Source organism: Tepidicella xavieri, assembly GCF_004363315.1.
GTDB lineage: Bacteria > Pseudomonadota > Gammaproteobacteria > Burkholderiales > Burkholderiaceae_C > Tepidicella > Tepidicella xavieri.
In genome coordinates, this window is the sequence record NZ_SNYL01000005.1 from 52,877 (window position 1) to 74,066 (window position 21,190).

Annotated in this window: 20 protein-coding genes and 1 pseudogene; 1 reads left to right on the forward strand and 20 read right to left on the reverse strand. The window is 66.6% G+C overall.

Annotated features, from left to right (window positions below; genetic code table 11):
- Window positions 1–9 precede the first annotated feature (9 nt).
- From DFR43_RS05525 to DFR43_RS05605, 17 genes and pseudogenes are all read right to left on the reverse strand, one after another.
- Window positions 10–1,176 (reverse strand): ATP phosphoribosyltransferase regulatory subunit, encoded by a 1,167-nt coding sequence (locus tag DFR43_RS05525; protein ID WP_133596472.1) that lies wholly within the window; start codon window positions 1,174–1,176, stop codon window positions 10–12.
- A gap of 90 nt (window positions 1,177–1,266) precedes the next feature.
- Window positions 1,267–2,157 carry a protease modulator HflC gene (gene hflC / locus DFR43_RS05530; RefSeq protein WP_133596474.1) on the reverse strand — a complete coding sequence of 297 codons (891 nt, stop codon included), beginning with the start codon at window positions 2,155–2,157 and terminating at the stop codon, window positions 1,267–1,269.
- A 21-nt stretch (window positions 2,158–2,178) separates the two neighbouring features.
- A complete protein-coding gene (gene hflK, locus DFR43_RS05535) occupies window positions 2,179–3,555 on the reverse strand; it encodes an FtsH protease activity modulator HflK (RefSeq protein WP_133596476.1) in 1,377 nt (458 codons plus the stop codon).
- Window positions 3,556–3,598: 43 nt separating this feature from the next.
- Window positions 3,599–4,759 carry a GTPase HflX gene (gene hflX, locus DFR43_RS05540; RefSeq protein ID WP_133596478.1) on the reverse strand — a complete coding sequence of 387 codons (1,161 nt, stop codon included), beginning with the start codon at window positions 4,757–4,759 and terminating at the stop codon, window positions 3,599–3,601.
- A 7-nt stretch (window positions 4,760–4,766) separates the two neighbouring features.
- The gene (gene hfq, locus DFR43_RS05545) at window positions 4,767–5,054 is read right to left on the reverse strand and encodes an RNA chaperone Hfq (protein ID WP_133596480.1); all 288 of its coding nucleotides are present in this window, start codon (window positions 5,052–5,054) and stop codon (window positions 4,767–4,769) included.
- Between the two features lie 36 nt (window positions 5,055–5,090).
- Window positions 5,091–6,428, reverse strand: a complete 1,338-nt coding sequence (gene der / locus DFR43_RS05550; protein ID WP_133596482.1) for a ribosome biogenesis GTPase Der — start codon at window positions 6,426–6,428, stop codon at window positions 5,091–5,093.
- On the reverse strand, window positions 6,425–7,567 hold the full coding sequence (bamB, locus tag DFR43_RS05555) for an outer membrane protein assembly factor BamB (protein WP_484421920.1): 1,143 nt from the start codon (window positions 7,565–7,567) through the stop codon (window positions 6,425–6,427). Before bamB ends, der begins: the two co-directional genes overlap by 4 nt.
- Before the next feature lie 20 nt (window positions 7,568–7,587).
- Window positions 7,588–8,244: a YfgM family protein gene (locus DFR43_RS05560; protein WP_133596486.1), complete on the reverse strand. Its 657-nt coding sequence runs from the start codon at window positions 8,242–8,244 to the stop codon at window positions 7,588–7,590.
- Between the two features lie 62 nt (window positions 8,245–8,306).
- Window positions 8,307–9,599 (reverse strand): histidine--tRNA ligase, encoded by a 1,293-nt coding sequence (hisS, locus tag DFR43_RS05565; protein ID WP_133596488.1) that lies wholly within the window; start codon window positions 9,597–9,599, stop codon window positions 8,307–8,309.
- Between the two features lie 25 nt (window positions 9,600–9,624).
- Window positions 9,625–10,881 carry a flavodoxin-dependent (E)-4-hydroxy-3-methylbut-2-enyl-diphosphate synthase gene (gene ispG / locus DFR43_RS05570; RefSeq protein ID WP_425471076.1) on the reverse strand — a complete coding sequence of 419 codons (1,257 nt, stop codon included), beginning with the start codon at window positions 10,879–10,881 and terminating at the stop codon, window positions 9,625–9,627.
- A 30-nt stretch (window positions 10,882–10,911) separates the two neighbouring features.
- The gene (locus DFR43_RS05575) at window positions 10,912–11,853 is read right to left on the reverse strand and encodes a helix-turn-helix domain-containing protein (RefSeq protein WP_133596493.1); all 942 of its coding nucleotides are present in this window, start codon (window positions 11,851–11,853) and stop codon (window positions 10,912–10,914) included.
- Entirely contained in the window at window positions 11,846–12,658 is an 813-nt protein-coding gene (gene pilW / locus DFR43_RS05580; RefSeq protein WP_133596495.1) for a type IV pilus biogenesis/stability protein PilW, read from the reverse strand. The genes DFR43_RS05575 and pilW overlap by 8 nt, the downstream gene beginning before the upstream one ends.
- On the reverse strand, window positions 12,655–13,806 hold the full coding sequence (rlmN, locus tag DFR43_RS05585) for a dual-specificity RNA methyltransferase RlmN (protein ID WP_133596497.1): 1,152 nt from the start codon (window positions 13,804–13,806) through the stop codon (window positions 12,655–12,657). The genes pilW and rlmN overlap by 4 nt, the downstream gene beginning before the upstream one ends.
- 7 nt (window positions 13,807–13,813) lie before the next feature.
- A complete protein-coding gene (gene ndk / locus DFR43_RS05590; RefSeq protein ID WP_133596500.1) occupies window positions 13,814–14,239 on the reverse strand; it encodes a nucleoside-diphosphate kinase in 426 nt (141 codons plus the stop codon).
- A 96-nt stretch (window positions 14,240–14,335) separates the two neighbouring features.
- A complete protein-coding gene (locus DFR43_RS05595; RefSeq protein ID WP_133596503.1) occupies window positions 14,336–15,520 on the reverse strand; it encodes a pseudouridine synthase in 1,185 nt (394 codons plus the stop codon).
- Window positions 15,520–16,125 (reverse strand): annotated as a pseudogene (gene scpB, locus DFR43_RS05600) (SMC-Scp complex subunit ScpB); the annotation flags it as partial. The pseudogene scpB and the gene DFR43_RS05595, both read right to left, overlap by 1 nt.
- 86 nt (window positions 16,126–16,211) lie before the next feature.
- Window positions 16,212–17,351 (reverse strand): RluA family pseudouridine synthase, encoded by a 1,140-nt coding sequence (locus DFR43_RS05605; protein ID WP_133596507.1) that lies wholly within the window; start codon window positions 17,349–17,351, stop codon window positions 16,212–16,214.
- Between the two features lie 3 nt (window positions 17,352–17,354).
- On the opposite strand from DFR43_RS05605, the gene DFR43_RS05610 reads away from it, so the two are divergent.
- Entirely contained in the window at window positions 17,355–18,176 is an 822-nt protein-coding gene (locus DFR43_RS05610) for an outer membrane protein assembly factor BamD (RefSeq protein ID WP_133596509.1), read from the forward strand.
- 133 nt (window positions 18,177–18,309) lie between these two features.
- On the opposite strand, the gene ybgF is transcribed toward DFR43_RS05610, so the two are convergent.
- From ybgF to tolB, 3 genes are all read right to left on the reverse strand, one after another.
- Window positions 18,310–19,125 carry a tol-pal system protein YbgF gene (ybgF, locus tag DFR43_RS05615; RefSeq protein WP_133596511.1) on the reverse strand — a complete coding sequence of 272 codons (816 nt, stop codon included), beginning with the start codon at window positions 19,123–19,125 and terminating at the stop codon, window positions 18,310–18,312.
- A complete protein-coding gene (gene pal, locus DFR43_RS05620) occupies window positions 19,125–19,736 on the reverse strand; it encodes a peptidoglycan-associated lipoprotein Pal (protein WP_133596513.1) in 612 nt (203 codons plus the stop codon). The genes ybgF and pal overlap by 1 nt, the downstream gene beginning before the upstream one ends.
- Window positions 19,737–19,801: 65 nt before the next feature.
- Entirely contained in the window at window positions 19,802–21,106 is a 1,305-nt protein-coding gene (gene tolB / locus DFR43_RS05625) for a Tol-Pal system beta propeller repeat protein TolB (RefSeq protein ID WP_133596515.1), read from the reverse strand.
- Between the last annotated feature and the right edge of the window lie 84 nt (window positions 21,107–21,190).

The window sequence follows — 21,190 nt, forward strand, 5'->3', positions numbered from 1 at the left end:
AGGGAGGTCTTAGGCCGCCAGCGGCTGCAGGACCCACTGGCCGTCGCGCTCCACGAGCGCACGGTCGCATTCGAATTCATCCACCTCGTGCTCATGGCCCGGGAGCACGCAAACCACCGTCTGCCCCTGGGCACGCAATGCGGCAATTGCGGCGCGCAGCGCGGGCGCGCTGCCCCAAGGGGCCCGGATGGCCTTCTGCAATGCCGGCCTGGGCAGAGCCGCCACGAGTTCCTTCAAGTCCAGGCTGAAACCAGCGGCGGGCCGGCGCCGGCCAAACACGGCCCCGACTTCGTCGTAGCGCCCGCCACGCACCAATTCGGTCGGCGTCTGTGACGCATCCCCGGCGCCAAACAGCGAAAACCGCATGCCGGTGTAGTAGGCGTAGCCTCGCAGATCGGCCAGATCGAAAGACACCTCTGCGCCCTCCACGTGCCCAGCGAGCCAGCGCAGATCGGCCAGCGCCCGATGCAGGGCATCGGAGGCGGGCAGCACGCGCAGCGCTTCATCGAGCACCGCTTCATCGCCATACAAGCGGGTCAACCCCAGCAATGCCTGGCGCACGCCAGAAGGCAGGCCATGGCTTTCGGCCTGCAGCGTCGCCACGTCTTTGGCGGCCAGGGCGGCATGGATGCGCGACACCCGGGCAGGCTCCAGAGCATGCCCTCCCAGCACGGCATCGACGATGCGCACATCGCCCAGATCCAGCACCAGACGCCCAATGCCCGCGGCCCGCAGCGAGGCAATCGCCAGCTCGATGATCTCCAGATCGGCCTCGCGACCGGCGTGGCCATAAAGCTCCGCCCCCAGTTGCAGGGGCTCGCGCGTGCCGTGAGGCCGATCGATGCGGGTGCGGGCCACCGGGCCGCAGTAGCACAAGCGGGTGACGCCCGCGCGGTTGAGCAGATGGGCATCGATGCGGGCCACCTGGGGCGTGGTATCGGCACGCAGACCCAGCGAACGGCCCGAGAGCTGGTCCACCAGCTTGAAGGTCTGCAGATCCAGCGCCTCGCCCGTGCCGGTGAGCAGGGAGTCCAGATGCTCGACCAGCGGAGGAATGACCAGCTCGTAGCCGTGCGTACGCGCGGTGTCGAGCAGCGCGCGACGCAGGTCTTCGATGTGCCGGGCCTCGGAAGGCAAAACATCGGCGAATTGATCCGGCAGGACCCAGGCGGACATGGACAAGGCGAGGCTGTTAAAAACCGGATTTTACCGGCAGGAACACACCGGCCCGCCACCTGGGCGGGCCATCAGACGGTTTTGACGGCTTCAGCGTCCGCCCGGCGTGCTGCCGCGCATGGCGCGGAAGAACTCGGAAGACGGATCCATCACCAGCACATCGTTCTTGCTGTTGAAGCTGGCGCGATAGGCCTCCAGGCTGCGATAGAACTGGGCAAACGCCGGGTCGCGGCCAAAGGCATCGTTGTACAGGCGGGCGGCCTCGGCATCGCCCTCACCTTTGATCTTCTGCGCATCGCGGAAAGCGGTCGAGACAATGATTTCGCGCTGGCGGTCGGCGTCGGCACGGATCTTCTCCCCTTCGGCAAAGCCGGTGGAGCGCAACTCATTGGCCACGCGCTTGCGCTCCGCTTCCATGCGTTCGAACACCGAGCGCGTGATGGTTTCGGCATAGTCGATCCGGGTGATCCGGACATCGACCACATCCATGCCCCAGGGGCGTTCGGCGCCACGCACGGCGGCCAGCACCTCGCGCTTCACATCGGCCATGAGCTCTTCGCGGCGGGTGGACAGCAGTTCGCGCACGGTGCGCTTGTTGACTTCCTGTTGGAAGGAGTTGCGCACCACCCGGTTGAGCTGGATGGCACCGGCGCGCTCGTCCAGACCGACGTTGCGGATGTAGGCCGACGGGTCGGAGATGCGCCAACGCACGAACCAGTCGATCACGACGCGTTGCCGCTCGGCAGTGATCATGGGTTCGGTGTCGGAACTCTCCAGAGTCAGCAGCCGCTTGTCCACATAGGTCACGTTCTGGAATGGCGGAGGCAGCTTGAAGTTGAGCCCCGGCTCGGTGACGACGCGCTGGATCTGGCCCAGCTGATAGACCACGCCGAACTGGCGCTGATCCACCACGAAAAGCATGGAACTGGCGATGACCACCACCAGCAGCAGGGAGGAAATGACGAGTCCGATCTTGTTCATGATGTGTGTGCCTCCCGGTGGTCAGCGCGTCTCGCGGCTGCGCGAGCGCAGGTCGTCCCGGGCGCGGGCGTCATTGGGCAGCAGCGGCGCGGTGCTGGAGCCGCTGGCGGCGCCACTGGCCGCAGCGGGCGTGCTTGCCGGAGCGCCGGCCTGCTGCATGATCTTGTCCAGAGGCAGGTACAGGAGGTTGGAGTTCTGCCGGGTGTCGATCATGACCTTGGTCACGTTGCTGTAAATCTCCTGCATCGCTTCCAGGTAGAGGCGCTCGCGCGTGACCTGCGGCGCCTTGGCGTATTCGGCCTGCAGCAAGCGGAAGCGCTGCGCATCACCTTGGGCCTGCGCCACCACGCGGGCTTTGTAACCTTCGGCTTCCTCGATCAAACGGGAGGCGGTACCGCGGGCACGGGGGATGACGTCGTTGGCATACGCTTCGGCCTCGTTCTTGGCGCGTTCGCGCTCCTGACCGGCCTTGAGCACGTCGTCGAAGGCGGCCTGCACCTGCTCGGGCGGACGCACGCCACCTTGCTGGAGGTTGATGCCCACCACCTCGATGCCGACACCGTAGCGGTCGAGGATGTTTTGCATCAGGGTACGCACGCGCGGGGCGATCTGGTCGCGCTCATCCACCAGGGCGGCATCCATGCGCATGTTGCCCACGACTTCGCGCACGGCGGTCTCGGCGGCGCGCAGCACGGCGGCATCCGGGTCGCGGCTGTTGAACAGGTAGGCGCGCGCATCGTTGAGGCGGTATTGCACCGCAAACTTGATTTCGACGATGTTTTCGTCCTGGGTCAGCATGGCCGAATCGCGCAGACCCGTGGCGCGAACGATGGAGTCGCGCCCCACATCCACGGAACGGATCTGGGTCACGAACACGGCTTCGTGGCGCTGAATCGGGTACGGCAAGCGCCAGTTGAAGCCCGCCCCCACGGTGCTGTGGTATTTGCCGAACTGGGTGATGACGGCCTGCTGACCTTCCTGGACGATGAAGAAGCCCGTGCCCAGCCAGATCAGCACTGCCACGCCGGCGATGAGCCCGGCCCCAATGCCGGTGCTCTTGGGGTCGGGCTTGAAAGGCGGCAGACCGCCGCCGGAACCGTTGCCCATGCCACCGCGCCCGCCCCCGCGCCCCCCGCTGCCGAACAGGCCGCTGAGCTTGCGATTGAAATCGCGCCACAGCTCATCGAGGTCGGGCGGCCCTTGATTGGGGCCCTGGGGGCGTTGGGAAAACGGGCGCTGCTCGGGGTCGTCCCGGCGCTCCTGGTCGTCCGGGCTGGCGTCGCGGCCACGCTCCCGCGAGCCGTCCTCGTCACGGCCCCAACGGGGGTCGTTCAGATTGAACATGCCTTTCACGCGGCTCCACAATGGCAGGCGTCGAGGCAACGGATGAATGTTCATGGGTGGGTGTCGTGAAGGTGTCGAATGGGGATATTGTGCCGAATCAAAACGACGCATCTTCCAGAGTCGCATTTTCCGCAGGGGTTTGCGCCGCCAGCCGCTGGGCCAGCAGGCCACGCAAGGCATCGAGGCCTTCACCCGTGTGGGCACTGACGAAGATACGAGGCCACACCTTGCCCTGGAGTTCCATCGAATCGACTGCTTGCAACGGGCGCTGCGCAGGCGGCAGGGCATCGGTTTTGTTGAACACCAGAATCTGCGGGATCTCGTCGGCACCGATTTCGCGCAGCACCTGCTGCACATCGTCCATCTGCTCCGGATAGGCCGGGTTGGACACATCGACCACGTGAAGCAGGAGGTCGGCATCGCGCGCCTCCTGCAAGGTGGCGGCAAAGGCATCGACCAGGGTGTGCGGCAAATCGCGGATGAAGCCCACGGTGTCAGACAGCGAGACGCTGCGGCCGACCTCGCCGAGATACATCTGGCGGGTGGTCGTGTCCAGCGTGGCAAAGAGCTGGTCGGCCGCATAGGCGCGCGCCTTGACCAAGGCGTTGAACAGCGAGGATTTGCCGGCGTTGGTATAGCCCACCAGCGAGATGTTGAAAGCCCCGCGCCGCTCGCGCTGGCGCCGTTGGGTGCCGCGCTGACGCTTGACCTTGTCGAGCCGCTCGCGGGTTCGCTTGATGGCGTCCCCAATCATGCGCCGGTCGAGTTCGATCTGCGTCTCGCCCGGACCGCCGCGCAAGCCGATGCCGCCCGTCTGGCGCTCCAAGTGCGACCAACGCCGCACCAGCCGGGTGGAGAGGTATTGCAGCCGGGCCAGCTCGACCTGCAGCTTGCCTTCGTGGCTGCGTGCGCGCTGGGCAAAGATTTCCAGGATCAGCAGGATGCGGTCGTTGACCGGCATGCCCATGTGCCGCTCGAGGTTGCGCTGCTGCGCCGGGCTGAGCGCCTGGTCGAACAGGATTTCGGTCGCCCCATGCGCCAGCGCCAACGCCTTGATCTCATCGGCTTTGCCACTGCCCACGTAAAGCGCAGCATCGGGCGCTTTACGCTTGCAGGTCACGCGGTCGAGCACGCGATAGCCGGCGGTTTCGGCAAGCTGCGCCAGCTCCTCGAGCGTGGCATCGAAATGGGGCAGACCCAAGTCCACCCCGACCAGCACCACGCCGGGGGGCTGGAGGGGTTTGTTGTCGGAACCCAATCTGCGGTCAGGCCACTTCGGCGGGCGGAGCGACCGAGAACTGCACCGGACGGCCCGGCACGATGGTGGAAATGGCGTGCTTGTACACCATCTGCGTGACGGTGTTGCGCAGCAGCACGACGTATTGGTCGAACGATTCGATCTGCCCCTGAAGCTTGATGCCGTTGACGAGGTAGATGGACACCGGCACGTGCTCGCGGCGGAGCTGGTTCAGAAACGGGTCCTGCAGAAGTTGGCCTTTATTGTTGCTCACGATATCTTCCGTGTTCAATTGAAGTTGGGGGACCAAGACCATACCACAAGCCGGGCAGGGTTTGTGCGGATGGCGGATCTAGTCCTTGTCATCGTAAGGGTTCGAGGAGGTCTTGAACTCGATGCGCAGGGGGGTACCCACGAGGTCGAACGCCTTGCGAAAGCGCCCTTCGAGGAAACGCCGGTAGGCGTCGGAGACGCCTTCGAGCGAATTGCCATGAATGACGATGACCGGCGGATTCATGCCCCCCTGGTGGGCGTAGCGCATTTTCGGGCGATACATGCCGCTGCGCTTGGGCGCCTGGAAAGCCACCGCCTCTTGCAACAACCGGGTCAGTACCGGGGTGGGCATTTTCTTGGTGGCCGAGGCATAAGCCTGGGCAATCGATTTCCACAACGGTCCGATGCCCTGGCGCTTTTTGGCCGAGATGGTGTGCATGGGGGCGAATTTGAGAAACGCCAGCCGGCTCTCGATCGAACGCTGAAGCTGCTCGCGCTGATAGGCGTCGATCGCGTCCCATTTGTTGATGGCCACCACGACGGCCCGCCCGCTGTCGAGGATGAAGCCGGCGATGTGGGCGTCCTGATCGGTCACCCCTTGGGTGGCGTCGATGAGCAGCAGCACCACATGGGCATTCTCGATGGCCTGCAGGGTCTTGACGACCGAAAACTTTTCGATGGCCTCGAACACCTTGCCCTTGCGCCTCAAGCCAGCCGTGTCGATGAGCTCGAATTTCTGGCCATTGCGCTCGAACGGCACGGCAATCGCATCCCGGGTGGTGCCTGGCAGATCGAAAGCGACCAGGCGCTCCTCCCCCAACCAGGCATTGATCAAGGTGGATTTGCCCACGTTGGGGCGCCCGGCCACGGCCAAGCGGATGACGGTTTCGTCGCCCGGTTCGGGCTCGGGGGCTTCCTCTGGCCACTGGAGGCGGTCCAGCGCGGCCTCGATCATCGAGCGCACACCCTGACCATGCGCGGCGGACACCGGAATCACCTCGCCCAGCCCGAGTTCATAAAACTCGGCCCACTGCGCGCCGGCTTTCATGCCCTCGGCCTTGTTGGCCACGAGCAGGCAGGGCTTGGCCAGCTTGCGCAGGTAGTTGGCGATGTCGTGGTCCTGGGCGCTGAGCCCGGCGCGCGCATCGAGCACGAACAGCACCACATCGGCTTCGGCGACGGCCTGCCGCGTCTGCTTGGCCATTTCCTTGTAGATGCCGCTGCCGGCATCGGGCTCGAAGCCGCCCGTGTCGATGACGATGAACTCGCGCTTGCCCAGCCGGGCGCTGCCGTAATGCCGGTCGCGCGTCAGGCCGGGAAAGTCCGCGACGATCGCGTCGCGGGTCTTGGTCAGGCGGTTGTAGAGGGTGGATTTGCCCACATTGGGGCGCCCGACCAGGGCAATGACCGGTTTCATTCGGGCCGCCAGCCAAACACCCCGCCATTGCGCGTGACGGCCACCAGCGTGTTGCCGGCAAGGAACGGCCCGCCGACGATGGCAGAGCCGTCGGTGTTGAGCCGGTTGAGCATGGCGCCGTTGTCGCGCGAGAGCAGATGCACGAAGCCCTGGGCATCGCCCACGATGATGGAGCGCCCGGCAGCCAGCGGGGCCGTGACGCCCCGGTGCAGCAGCGCATCGCTGGACCAGGCGCGTTCGCCGTTGCTGCGGCGCCAGGCGATCACGCGGCCGTTGCGCTCGGCCCCGTAGACCTGGTCGGCGTCGGCCGCCACGCCCACCGCACCGTCGGCGGGCTGGGTCCACAGAACCGTGCCCCGGTTGGCGTCCACGCAGCCCACGGCGGCCTGAAACGCCCGCACGCAGAGTTGATCATTCACGCGCCCCACTCGGCCCACCAGATCAACCAGGCGCTCGATTTCGTTGACGCCACGCGGCGTGGCAATGGGGGCCTCCCAGCGGACGCGACCGTTGAGGGGATCGAAGGCCACCAGTCGGCCGGAAACGCCTGCCAGCAGCGTGTCGCCCACCGCCGTGAGCACGCCGGCTTGCTGGAGCACCAGGGGGTCGGCGCCGCGAGCGGCCTGGGTCCACAGCCGGGCGCCGGTGCGGGCATCGAAGGCGGTGACGCTGCGGTCGCCACTGAGGACGAAGACGCGCTGCCCGGCCACCAGAGGCGCGGTGAAGGTGCGGGCCGGCAGCCGCGCCCGCCAACGCTCGCCGCTGGACTCCACGGCGACGAGCTCATTGTTGCGCGTCACGACCGCGGCCGTCTGCCCATCGGCACCGACGCCGGCAGACAGCGGCGTGCCCAGATCGACCCGCCATTGCACTTGGCCGCTGGCGCCGTCGAGCGCGAACACCGAGCCGGCCGCGTTCGCCAGAAAGACCTGCTGCCCGCGCACGGCAGGTGTCATCAGGGGATCGACCGGGCCGATCGCCGCCGTCCAGGCCCGCGAAGCCGGCACCAAGGCCGTGACAGGGGCCAACGGGGTGGGCTCGGGGCGCTTGCTGCCCGAAGAACACGCCGACAGCGCCGCGGCAGCCAGCAACACGAAGAACCACCGTGACGAGGTGCAGGCGCGGGCAAAAAGGTTCAGACTCACGGCAAACGCTCCCTTCATTCAGACGTTTTCGTCGGATCCACGCCCAGGGCGTTGAGTTTCGCTTCGATGATGCGGCGGTAATCCACTTCGGGGCCCATGCCACGCCAAGCCGTTTGATAAGCCTGCCGGGCGGCATCCGTCTGCCCTTGGGCCAGCAGCACGTCGCCGCGCCGGTCGGCCACCAGGGCGGCAAATTCCGGCGGCAGGCTGGCGTCGAGCCATTTCAGGGCGGCGGCGTGGTCGCCGGCCTGCAATTCGAGCGCAGACAAGCGCAGCCGGGCGGCCGCAGCCACGCCGGCGTCTTTGGATCGCTCCACCACGGCTTGCAGGGCTGCGCGGGCCTCCTGGACTTCACCGGCATCCTGCAGCACGCGGGCCACCAGCAGCCCCCCGTGCTGGGCCTGCGCGGAGCGGCCTGCCTGCTTCTGCAAGTCGGCCCAGACGCGACGCACCCGATCTACGTCATTGGCGCGAGCGGCACGATCCAGCTCGTCGTAGAGCGCGGCGGCCTCCAGCGCGGTCTTGCGCTGCCAGTACTGCCAGCCATTCCACACCGCAAACGCGCCCAGCACCGCAATGAGCAGCCAAGTGATGAGGTTGCCGTAGCGGGCCCAGAAGTGCTTGAGCTGAGCCAGTTGTTCCTGTTCTTGCAGGTCGTAGGGAGAAGCCATGAATGTGCTGTCGATGCGTGATGGGCTTGGATTGTAGGGGGTGCGCGTCTGGTGCGGCCGCCTCAACGCAAGCGCGCTGCCCACGCCTCGGCACCATCGAGGGGCAGCAGGCTCTGCTCGGTCAGGCCGCCCTGCGCATCGGCACGCAGCGGCTTGACCGCCACCTGGCCCGCGGCCAGTTCGCTTTCCCCAAAGATGAGGGCGTAGCGTGCGCCACTGGCGTCTGCTTTCTTGAACTGGGACTTCATGCTGCCCTGCCCGTCTGGCCCACCGGCATGCATCTGGACCGAAAGACCCGCGCGGCGCAAGGCACGCAGGGTTTGCATCACCCGCTCCTGGCCTTCGGTCTGCGGCACGATGGCGTAGCAATCGGGCACCGGCGGTTGAGGGAGCAACCCTTGGGCCTTGAGCAACTCCAGAATCCGCTCCACACCCAACGCCCACCCCACGGCAGGGGCCGGCTTGCCGCCGATCTGGGCGATGAGCCCGTCATAGCGGCCGCCCGCGCACACCGTGCCTTGGGCACCCAGCGACGTGGTGACGAACTCGAACACGGTGAGGTTGTAATAGTCCATCCCCCGCACCAGGCGCGGGTTGATGCGGTAGGCGATGCCTTGGGCATCCAGCAGGCGGCGCAAGCCCTCGAAATGCGCCAGCGACTCAGGCCCCAGATAGTCCATCAGCTTGGGAGCGGCCTCCACCAGCGCCTGCATCGCAGGGTTTTTGGTGTCCAGAATGCGCAGCGGGTTGCTGTAGAGGCGGCGTTTGGCGTCTTCATCGAGCTGGTCGGCGTGCTGCTCCAGGTAAGCGATCAGCGCCTGCCGATGCGCCAGCCGCTCCGCAGGCTGGCCCAGGCTGTTGATTTCCAGCGTCACGTCGCTCAAGCCCAGTTCGGCCCACAGGTCGGCCGCCATGACGATGAGTTCGGCATCCACGTCGGGCCCGGCAAAACCCAGTGCCTCGGCCCCCACCTGGTGAAACTGGCGATAGCGGCCCCGCTGCGGGCGCTCATGGCGAAACATGGGGCCCATGTAGTACAGGCGCTTGGGGCCATCGTAGAGTTGGTTGTGCTCGATGACCGCGCGCACCACGCCGGCCGTGGCCTCGGGGCGCAGGGTGAGTTGCTCGCCATTGAGGCGGTCTTCGAAGGAGTACATCTCCTTCTCGACGATGTCCGTCACCTCGCCCAGGCCGCGCACGAACAGGCCGGTGGGCTCCACGATGGGCGTGCGCACATTGCGATAGGCATAGCGCATCATCAGGTCGCGCACCTTGGCTTCGAGCCATTCCCAGTGCGCCGATTCCGGCGCGAAAATGTCATTCATGCCTTTGACGGCACAGAGTTTTTCAGCCATGTGTCAGTGGATGTAGGCAGCGCCCTCAGGCGGAGGCGCCGTATTTTTGGTGGATGTAGTTTTCGACGATCTGCTGGAACTCGGTGGCGATGGACTCGCCGCGCAGCGTCATGCGCTTTTCGCCATCGATGAACACGGGGGCGGCCGGCGCCTCGCCGGTGCCCGGCAGGCTGATGCCAATGTCGGCATGCTTGCTCTCGCCCGGCCCGTTGACGATGCAGCCCATCACCGCGACCTTGAGGTTTTCGACGCCGGGGTACCGCTCGCGCCACTGCGGCATGGAAGCACGCAGAAAATCGTCGATCTGCTTGGCCAGCTCCTGGAAGGTGGTGCTGGTGGTGCGCCCGCAACCCGGGCAGGCCGTGACGCTGGGCACGAAGCTGCGCAGCCCGAGCGCCTGCAAAATCTCCATGGCCACCACCACTTCCTGGGTGCGCGGCTCACCCGGCTGGGGCGTGAGCGAGACCCGAATCGTGTCGCCGATGCCCTGCTGCAGCAGGACGGACAGCGCGGCCGTCGATGCCACCGTGCCCTTGGTGCCCATGCCGGCTTCGGTCAGGCCCAGGTGCAGCGGGTAATCGCAACGGCGGTGCAGTTCCTGGTACACCGCAATCAGGTCCTGCACGCCACTGACCTTGCACGACAGCACGATGTCCTCGGGCTTCATGCCCATCTTCTCGGCTTGGGCAGCGGACTGCAGGGCGGACGTGATCAGGGCCTCATACATGACCTGCTTGGCGTCCCAGGGCTGGGCGCGCCGGGCGTTGTCGTCCATCATCGACGCGAGCAGATCCTGATCCAAACTGCCCCAGTTCACCCCGATGCGGATGTGCTTGTTCCAGCGCAGCGCGGCTTCGACCATCTGGGCAAACTGGCGGTCTTTCTTCTCGCCCCGCCCCACGTTGCCGGGGTTGATGCGGTACTTGGACAGGGCCTGCGCCATGTCGGGGTAGTCGGTGAGCAGGCGGTGGCCGTTGTAGTGGAAGTCGCCGATCAGGGGCACCGCAATGCCCATGCGGTCGAGTTGCTCGCGGATGTAGGGCACGGCCTTGGCCGCGTCGTCGTTGTTGACGGTGATGCGCACCAGTTCCGAACCGGCCTGCGCCAGCTCCTTGACCTGGATCGCGGTGGCCACCGCGTCGGCGGTATCGGTGTTGGTCATGGACTGGACGCGCACCGGCGCGCTGCCACCGAGCGTGACGCGATGGTCGCCCCAGACGACCACCCCCATGCGCGATTTGCGCCGGGGAAACGGACTGGCGACGGGGGCGCCAGGCTCCATGGAAGATGCGACCGTATTCATGGCACTCACTCAACGAACCTCGAAACGGGCCACGTTGTTGCGGGCATGAGGGGCCAGGGCAAAAGGCTGGCCACGCAGGGTGGCCTCGACCTCATCGGCGCGGCCGACGACCACGGCCAGCGGGAAGTCGCTGGAAAACGCCACCACCTCGCCCGGCTGCAAGCTGCGCTGCACCAACACCCGCCCAGAGGCCCCGGTGATCTGTACCCAAGCCGTCTCCCGTGCCCGCAAGCGGAACAGCCCTTCAGGCTCTGCGGCAGGGCTGGCCGCCGGTTCGGCGGAAGCCGCAGGCGTGGATGCCGCGGACGCAGTGGGCGGGACCATGGGGGCGGCTGCTGGCGGCTCGATGCGCCCGGCATCCGGCACGGCCGGCTCAACCGGCTCGGCGCCGGCCTGCGCGCCAGCCCCCAGGGCATCGCCTTCGGCCGTGACAGGCTCAGAAATCGCCGCTGCAGGCACCGGCGTGCTGACCACCCGCGCCGTGGGGGCCGATGGCGCCGCTGGCAACAAAAACCACAGCACCACGGCCACCACCAGCACCAGCAAGGCAAATGCCATCGGCCAGGACAACCGCCGCCCCACCAGCGGCGTGGCCACCGCAGCCGCTTTGGGCAAAGCGCCATGCCGGGCGGGCATCGGGGCGTTGAGGGAGCGATCGATATCGCCCAATCGCACTTCGGACGAAGCCGGCAGGTTGGCCAAGATGGGGGCGGGATCCACCTTGAGCACCCGGCACACGCTCTGCGCGAGGGCACGGGCAAACGTCATGTCGGGCAGTTCGTCGTAGCGGCCTGCCTCCAGCGCCTCCAGGCGCTTGACCGGCACCTTCAGCATGGCCGCCAGCGCCGCCAAATGCAGGCCCGAGCGCTCCCGGGCCTGCCGCAAGGTCAATGGGGGGGAGGCTTCTGTCTGCGGGCTTGACACATCGCGCTCGTTCACTGGCTCACTCATTGAAAGCCCCCCGTTCGTAGGCGTTGGCCTCGCGTGAATCCGGGAAGCGGCGCAACAACTGGGTGGCCAACTGCTGGGCGGCTTCGCGATTCTGCAGCCGGTTCTCGATCTTCACCCCCAGCCACAGCGATTCGGCATTGGCAAATTCAGAATTGTTCAGCCGCCGCAGATAGAAACGGGCCCGCTCGCTTTCGCCGCGCTTGTGCAGCAGCAAGGCCAGGTTGTAAATCGTGATGGGGTTGCCCGAATCGAGCTCGAAAGCGCGCAACAAACTTTGCTCGGCATCGGCCCGTTGATCGGCGCGTGCCTGACAAATGCCCTGAACCATCCAGGTGCGCGCGGCCGACCGATAGCCCGGCGCTTGCAGGGCTCTGGCAAAGGCTTGCCACGCGTCGGCATAGCGGTCGCTCTGGCAATAGAACCAGCCCAGGTTGTGCCAGGTGTCGCCGTCGCGCGGCGCCAGGCGTAGCGCCTGCTGGAAGCTGTCCTCGGCCAGGCGAGGCTCCTCCAGTTGCATGAAAATCAGCCCGCGCAAGTTGTAGGCTGCGGCGAAGCTGGGGTCCGTCTGGATGGCCTGCTTGACCTCGTCCAGCGCCACCGTGGTCTGCCCTTGCTCGAAATAGCCGGCCGCCAGTTCCAGCCGGATGCGGGCACGCCGCCGCGCTTCCGGCTCGTCGGACTCCGTGACCCAGACGCGCTGGTCGCCCTCCAGCCGTGGGGCCGCAGGGGCCGCGCAACCGAGGTGGAGCGTCAGCCACAGCAGGGCCAGCCCCAGCAGAGTCCATCGTCGCCAGCTCAGGGTCATGCAGAAGTCTCCTGTTTTTTGGGGGTCCAGATGACGGGCTGCCCTTCCTGTCGGCGGCGCTGCGCCAGACGCTGGGCCGCGTTGGTGCGGTCCAGCACGTCGCCGGCCAGCTGGCCGCAGGCGGCATCGATGTCGTCGCCCCGGGTCTTGCGCACCGTGGTGACGATGCCTGCCGCATGGAGCCGGTCGGCAAAGGCCTTGACCGTGGCCCGGGAAGAACAGCGCAGCCCAGAATCGGGGAAGGGATTGAAGGGGATCAGGTTGAGCTTGCAGGGCACGCCGGTACCGGCATGCCCCTGCAGCAAACCGATGAGCTGTTCGGCATGGTCGAGGCTGTCATTGACGCCATCGAGCATGCAGTATTCGAACGTGATGAAGTCGCGTGGCGCCGCCGGCAGATAGCGCAAGCAGGCATCCAGCAATTCGGCAATCGGGTATTTGCGGTTCAAGGGGACCAGATCGTCGCGCAACGCATCGGCGGGCGCGTGCAGCGACACCGCCAGCGCCACCGGGCAATCCTGCGCCAGGCGATCCATCATCGGCACCACGCCGGAGGTGGACACGGTCACGCGGCGGCGCGACAGGCCATAGCCATGGTCATCGAGCATGACGCGCAGCGCCGGCACCAGGGCATGGTAATTCTGCAGCGGCTCGCCCATGCCCATCATCACCACGTTGGAGATCACGCGTTCCGTGGTGTTGAAGCGCCGCCGGAGATGGTGTTCCGCATGCCAAAGCTGGGCCAGAATCTCGCCCGTGGTGAGGTTGCGGCTGAAGCCTTGGTGGCCGGTCGAGCAGAAACGGCAACCCACCGCGCAACCGGCTTGGGAAGACACGCACAGCGTGCCCCGATCATCTTCGGGGATGAACACCGACTCGACGGCGTTGCCATCGCCCACGTCGAACAGCCACTTGATCGTGCCGTCGGCCGAAGCCTGCTCGGCGAGCACCGGCAAGCCACGGACTTCACAGACGCCAGGGAGCTTTTCGCGCAGCGAGCGCGCCAGATCGGTCATGTCCTCGAAACGGGCCACGCCTTTCTGGTGGATCCAGCGGAACAGCTGGACGGCTCGGAAGCGCTTTTCTCCGAGCCGCTGGCAGAAAGCGGCCAACCCGTCGAGGTCGAAATCGAGCAAATTGGCCGTCATCGCATGATCAGCGTGCGTAAATGTTCATGCCGGGGAAGAAGAAGGCCACTTCCACGGCAGCGGTTTCGGGGGCGTCGGAGCCGTGCACGGCGTTGGCGTCGATGCTGTCGGCAAAGTCGGCGCGGATGGTGCCGGGGGCGGCCTTCTTCGGATCGGTGGCACCCATGAGCTCGCGGTTCTTGGCGATGGCGTTCTCGCCTTCGAGCACCTGCACCATGACCGGGCCGGAAATCATGAAGTCCACCAGATCCTTGAAGAAGGGGCGCTCTTTGTGCACGGCATAGAACTGCTCGGCTTCAGCGCGCGAGAGGTGCACCATCTTGGCCGCCGCGATCTTCAGGCCAGCGGCCTCGAAGCGGCTGTAAATCTGGCCGATGACGTTTTTGGCGACGGCGTCGGGCTTGATGATGGAAAGGGTGCGTTCGATGGCCATGAAATGATCCTGGTTTGTTGGAAAGTCAAAGGTTTAGCAAAGTTTTTGATTTTAACCCGTGAAACGGCGCCACGCCACGCCGTGCGGCTTGAGGGCTCAGCGACGCGGCCGTTTGCCACCACGCCCGGGTGCGGCCCGGCTGGGCGTGCGCGCGTCGGCGGCGATGTCGCCGTAGCGGGTGCGCATCGGATCGGGCGCGCCAACCCCCTTGCCGCCGCCTGCGCGGCCTCGCCCTGGCCGGGCACCGTCCACCTGAGCCATGCGGCGCGGCTTGGCCGGACCGTCCACCAGCTTGGGCGCGCTCGGCCGCGGTCCTTTGCCTTTGCCGCGCGACGGATCGCGCTTGGCCTGGGGTCGGCGGAATTCCCGCGCCCGGGATTCGAAGGAACGATCCATCCCCGCCGCCTCGGTGAGGCGAGCCACGTCGCGGCTGTCGAGTTCGACCCAGGCCCCGCGCCGCAAGCCACGCGGCAGCACCACCGCCCCGTAGCGAATGCGAATGAGGCGGCTGACGGCATGGCCGACCGCCTCGAACATGCGGCGCACCTCGCGGTTGCGTCCCTCGGCGATGGTGACGCGGTACCAGCAATTGGCTCCATCGCCGCCGCCGTCCTCCAGGCTGATGAACTGAGCCAAGCCATCGTCGAGCTGCACGCCGTCGAGCAGACGCTGCTTTTCTTCCTGGCTCAGCGCCCCGAGCACGCGCACCGCATATTCGCGCTGCAAGCCGAAGCGCGGATGCATGAGCTTGTTGGCCAATTCGCCGGAATTGGTGAACAGGAGCAACCCTTCGGTGTTCAGGTCGAGCCGGCCGACGGACTGCCACTTGCCCGTGTGCAACCGGGGCAGCCGCCGGAACACCGTGGGGCGGTTCTGGGGATCGTCGTGCGTCACCACCTCGCCCACCGGCTTGTGATAGGCCAGCACACGCGGCGGGGGGGGCGCGATGCGCACCTTCACCGGCTTGCCGTTGATCCGAATCGCATCCCCATACTGGATGCGCTGCCCCACATGCGCCGGTTCGCCATTGACGGTGATGCGCCCCTGCAGAATCATCTGCTCCATCTCCAGCCTGGACCCCAGGCCGGCCTGGGCCAGCACCTTGTGCAACTTGGGGGCATCGACCTGCGGGCGCAACACCCGCTTGCCCGTGGGCGCGGGCTCGGGCGCGCTTTGCGCCTCGTCAAAGCCCCCGGAGACGACATTTTCGAAATGCACATCGCCCTGGGCATCGGCGGATGCGGCGGCAGGGCGAGCGGAAGGCAAAGGCGCGGAAGTCATGAGGCGGAGGCGGAAGGTTCAGTGGGGGGCGCAGGCAACTCCTGGCCGTCGGCGGCGGCCCAGTCCAGACCGGGCAGCACATCGTCGCGCAGGGCGGCCTCTTCCAAGGGCGGCAAGGCATCCAGCGAGTCCAGGCCCAGGTCATCGAGAAACTGGCGCGTGGTGGCATACAGCGCCGGCCGGCCGACCGTCTCGCGGTGGCCAATGACTTCGATCCACCCCCGATCCTCCAACTGCTTGAGGATGCCAGAGTGGATGGTCACGCCGCGGATGTCTTCCATGTCGCCACGGGTCACGGGCTGCCGATAGGCAATGATGGCCAACGTCTCCAGCACGGCACGGCTGTATTTGGGCGGCTTTTCAGGGTGCAGGCGGTCGAGAAACGGGCGCATTTCGGGCCGACTCTGGAAACGCCAGCCGCTGGCCAGGCAGACGAGCTCCACGCCCCTGCCCGACCAGGCCAGTTGCAGGTCGGCCAGCAAGCGGCGCAGCGTATCGGCCGACAGCGCCCCTTCGAACAGGGCAGCCATGTCACGCAGCGACAAGGGCTCCGATGCGCAGATGAGGGCCGTCTCCAGGATGCGCCGAGCATCCGCCGTGTTCATGTTCTGAAGGTCCGTGCGTGAAAACGAGGGAAACCTGTGGCCCGCAGGGCTCACTGCGCCGGCCGTTGCGCCAGCGCCAGGGGTGATCAGATGGGCAATGCCGGCTCGTCCACGTCGAGCCGCCACAACTGCTCCAGATTGTACCGCAGGCCGGCGGCGTGGACCGCCTCGGCCATGTCGGCGGGCACAGGGCTGTGCAGATCCAATACGGCCTGAGTGACCGGATGACGGAAAGCCAGCCGATGGGCATGCAAGGCCTGCCGGGCCATGCCCCACTGCGGCCGGCCGCCGTAGAGCGCATCCCCCACCAAGGGATGCCCCAACCATGCCATGTGCACCCGAATCTGGTGGGTGCGCCCGGTGTGCAACTTGCAGCCAACCCAGCATGACTGGGGCTGCGCATCGAGCAAACGGATGCGCGTGAGCGCCGGCTTGGCGCCGGCCGCGTCTTCGGGCAGCACCGCCATGCGCAAACGCTGACGCGGATCGCGGCCGATGGCCTGGCGCACCGCCACCTCCGGCGCCTCGCGCCGCCAGCCGCCATGCGCCAAAGCCACGTACACCCGATGCACCTGCCGCGCGGCAATCAGGCGCGTCAACGCCTCGCAGCACGCCAGCGTCTTGCCCACCACCATCAGGCCGCTGGTGTCTTTGTCCAGCCGATGCACGATGCCCGCACGCGGCAGCCGCGCAGCGCCTTCGTGATGGGCCAGCAGCCCATTGAGCAGCGTACCCTGCCAGTTGCCGGCCGCCGGATGCACCACCAGCCCCGCCGGCTTGTCCACGACCAGCAGATGCTCGTCTTCATACACCACAGCCAGCGCCATGGGCTCGGCCACGAACGCACTGGCCTGCGCCGTGGGACGCAGTTCCACCCCAAGCTCGTCGCCCACGCGCACCTTGGCCGCCGCCTTGCCGGCCACCTGGCCGTTGATGCGCACCGCGCCCTGGGCCAGCAATTGCTGCAGCCAAGAACGGGAAAACGCCGGCAGCAGGGCCGACAGCACCTTGTCCACGCGCACGCCATGGTGCGCGGCATCCACCTGCAAGCGGCGCGTCTCGACAGATTCGGCCGCCTCGACCTCACTGGCCGTCTCGTCGTCGAGTGGCCAGTCGCCCGGCCAGCCGGCGGCATCGGCCTCATGCCCAGGGGCGGCCGAGGGCAACAAGGGCGTCGATATAATGGGTTTCGTCAATTTCCGTCCTGCTGTCGCAAAGGTGTGCATTCGATGTTTCTGAGCCGATTATCCGTTGTCACTCCTGCGCCACGCTGGTGGGCGGCGGTCAGCCTGGCCGTGCTGCTGAGCGCTTGCGCCAGCAAGTCGAGCGAGGATCCAACGGTCAACTGGAGCCCAAACCGCATCTACGCCGAAGCGATCGACGAACGCAACAGCGGCAACTTCGAGCGGGCCATCACCCTGTTCGAGCGGCTCGAAGGCCGCGCCGCCGGCACCCCGCTGGCCCAGCAGGCCCAACTCGAAAAAGCCTACGCCCACTACAAGGCCGGCGAGCAGGCCCAGGCCATCGCCACGCTGGACCGTTTCATGCGCCTGCACCCGGCCAGCCCGGCGCTGGACTATGCGCTGTACCTCAAGGGCCTGGTCAACTTCAACGACAACCTGGGGCTGTTCGGGTTCATCTCGCGACAAGATCTTTCCGAGCGCGACCAGAAAGCGGCCAAAGTGTCCTTCGAGGCTTTCCGCGAACTGGTGGAGCGCTTCCCGGATTCCCGTTATGCACCCGATGCCCGGCTGCGCATGACGTACATCGTCAACTCGCTGGCACAGTCTGAAGTGCATGTGGCGCGCTACTACTTCAACCGGGGCGCCTATGTCGCGGCCCTGAACCGGGCGCAGACCGCAGTCACCGACTATCAAGGCGTTCCCGCTGCCGAAGAGGCGCTCTACATCATGCTGCGCTCTTACGAAGCCCTGGGCATGACGGACCTGGCCGCCGATACGCGGCGCATTCTGGAAACCAACTTCCCCGACAGCGGCTTTCTGACGCGCGGCTTCCAGCGCGATCGCGGCCCGTGGTGGAAGCTGTGGTGATGCTGCGCTGAGAGCGCTGGCTCCAATGCCGGCCTCGCCCCAGCTTCAGCCTGCCCCTTCCCCAAAACCAGGCCGACCCACATAGGGTCGGCCCAGACGTGGGCAGAACCGATCTGCCCTTGACGCAACCCTTTTAGCGCATGCGGGCCAGACGGTCGCGGGCCGTCGCGCCAGCTTCCGTCTCGGGGTGCAGCTTCACCAATTCCTGCAACACGCTACGGGCGGCGCGCGCATCTTTCAGCTCCAGGTGGCAGTTGGCAATCGCGAGCATGGCCTCGGGCGTGCGCGGGTGCTGCGGCGCCTTGGCGATCAACCGTTGATAGCTGGCAATGGCCGCCTGGTAATTGCGGGCGGCGTAGTGGGCATTCCCCTGCCAATACAGGGCCACGGGCACGTAGCCGCTGTTGGGGAAACGGGCGATGAGGGTTTCGTAGAGCTGGGCAGCGCGAGCAAAGTCCGAGGCCCGCAGCGCGCTCATGGCGGCTTCGAACGCCTGGGTTTCTTCAGGCCGCGCCGTGAATTCCACGCCATCGACCTTCACCGTCACCGGCTCCAGCGGGCGCAGTCGCTCATCGACAGCGGCCAGCACGTCGCGCTGCTGGCGCTGCAATTCGGCCAGGTCGCGAGCCAGCCGCTCATTCTGCCCCCGGACTTCGGCCAGCTCGCGGCGCAAAGCCTCCATCTGGTTGATGAGGTCGAGCAAGCCGCGGCGAGCGGGGGTCAGCTCATTGTCCACGAGCTCTTTAATCTCACGGGCCAGCCGCTCGTTGGCTTGCTCTGCGGCCTGGCGGTTGTTCTCCACCCGGGCGCGCAGATCGATGATGGCGCGGCGTGCCTCGTCATCACCGCCAAACAACTGGGCCTGGGCGGGCTGCATCCAGGCCGCCAAGATCAAGGCCACCGCCGTCAACGGCGGGGCCACGAAAGTCGAACGGGGTCGCTGTTTCATCAGCGGTAGCTTAACTCAACGCGACGGTTCTGGCGGTGGGCCTCCTCGTCAGAGCCGGGGTTGGCTGGCTTTTCCTTGCCAAAGCTCACCGACTCCATTTGCTGCTCGGAGACGCCCAGCAATGCCAGCGAACGGCGCACGGCGTCGGCGCGGCGCTGGCCCAGCGCCAAGTTGTATTCACGCCCCCCACGCTCGTCGGTGTGGCCTTCGAGCACCACGCGGCGTTGGCGGTCGGCGTTGAGGAAACGGGCGTGCCCTTCGAGCAGGGGCATGAACTCCGGCTTGACGGTGTAGTCGTCGAAATCGAAATAGATCAGCCGCGACAGCCCCGCGGGTGCCTGGCCCACCTGCTCCGACTCGGCCTGCACGCTGGGGACGGCACGCTGATCGGCTCCAGAGCCGCTATCAGCCAAACCACCACCGGGCTGCACGGCCACGCCCGTGCGGTCCGACACGGGGGCTTCATCGAGCTTGACACTGGAGCCACAGCCCGCCAGGGCCAGGGCCGCGACGCAGGCGGCGGCCGCATGGCGCCAGTTGGGGGCACCGCCCAGCCAAGACCCGAACGGGAACCGGGAGGAAACCTGAGTGGAGGTGTCGAGGTGCTTCATGTTGTGCCTCTGTGGAAGTGTGGTTGAGTGTGAAAAGCTTGATGAGGAAAGACACAGGGGAAAAATCAACGCAAGAAGGGGCCCCAATCCGGCTCGCGCACGCTGCCGGGCACGCTGCCGAGGCGGGTCTTGATGCGGCCGTCCAGTGTGGTGGTCATCAGGGATTCACGCCCCTGCACCTTGGTGGCGTACATGATGAGGCGGCTGTTGGGCGCAAAGCTGGGACTCTCGTCGGCGGTGGTGTCGGTCAGCGTGGTCACGGTGCCGCTGGCCAGTTCCATGAGGCGCAGCTTGAAAGCGCCCGAGAGCCGCGACACGAAAGCCATCCACCGCCCGTCAGGGCTAATGGTCGGGGAGATGTTGTAGTTGCCGTCGAAGGTCACGCGGGTGACTTCGGCGCCGGTCGGGGTCATGCGGTAGATCTGTGGCGAGCCGCCACGGTCGCTGACGAAATAGACATGCCGACCATCGGGGGTGAAAGCCGGCTCGGTGTCGATGCCGCTGGTCTGGGTGATGCGTTGGGGTTGTCCGCCGTTGGCGTCGATCGCGTAAATCTGGGAAGAACCGCCCATGGTGAGCGTGGCCAGGAGCTGCCGGCCATCGGGTGACCAGGCCGGCGCGCTGTTGGAACCGCGGAAGCTGGCAAGCAGCCGGCGCCGCCCGGTGGCCACTTCGTGGGTGTAGATGACGGGCTTGCGCGACTCGAACGACACATAGGCCAGGAACTGGCCATTGGGCGACCAGGCCGGCGAAATGATGGGCTCCTGGCTGACCAGGGCGGCCTGGGCGTTTTCGCCGTCGGCATCGGCCACCCAAAGGTTGTGGCGCTCGGCATGCTTGGAGACGTAGGCAATCCGGGTGGAAAACACGCCGGGATGCCCGAGCAGTTTTTCGTACACGTAATCGGCCACGCGGTGCGCAGCCAGCCGCAAGTCGGCTTCGGAGACGGGAAAGCTCATGCCGCCCAGGTCCTGCGCGCGCACCACGTCCCACAGGCGAAAGCGCACGTCGTAGCGACCATCGGCCAGCCGCGTGACGCTGCCGGTGATCAGAGCATCGGCATTGCGCTCGCGCCAGGGCGCCAGGTCGGGGCGGGCCATTTCATCGATGACGGTGGTGCCGGCAGGCACGGACCGCAACTGGCCGCTGCGCTCCAGATCGGCGCGCACGATGGCGGGCACGTCTTGCGGCACGCCGGGAGCCACCCGAAACGGCGCGATGGCAAATGGAATTTGCTGCATGCCAATGCCCGTGACCTCGACGCGAAATTGCGCCAGGGCCTGTGCCGGCCAACCCAAGCCAGCGGCCACGCCACCGAGGCCGGCCAGCGCGGAGAATTGGCGACGACTGAGAAAAGAGGTGTGCAACATGGGGGGCATGACAGAGATGGATCGGTGAACGAACGATGACTTCAGCCCGAGGGCTGGGCATCGTCCGATAATACCGAACACGCT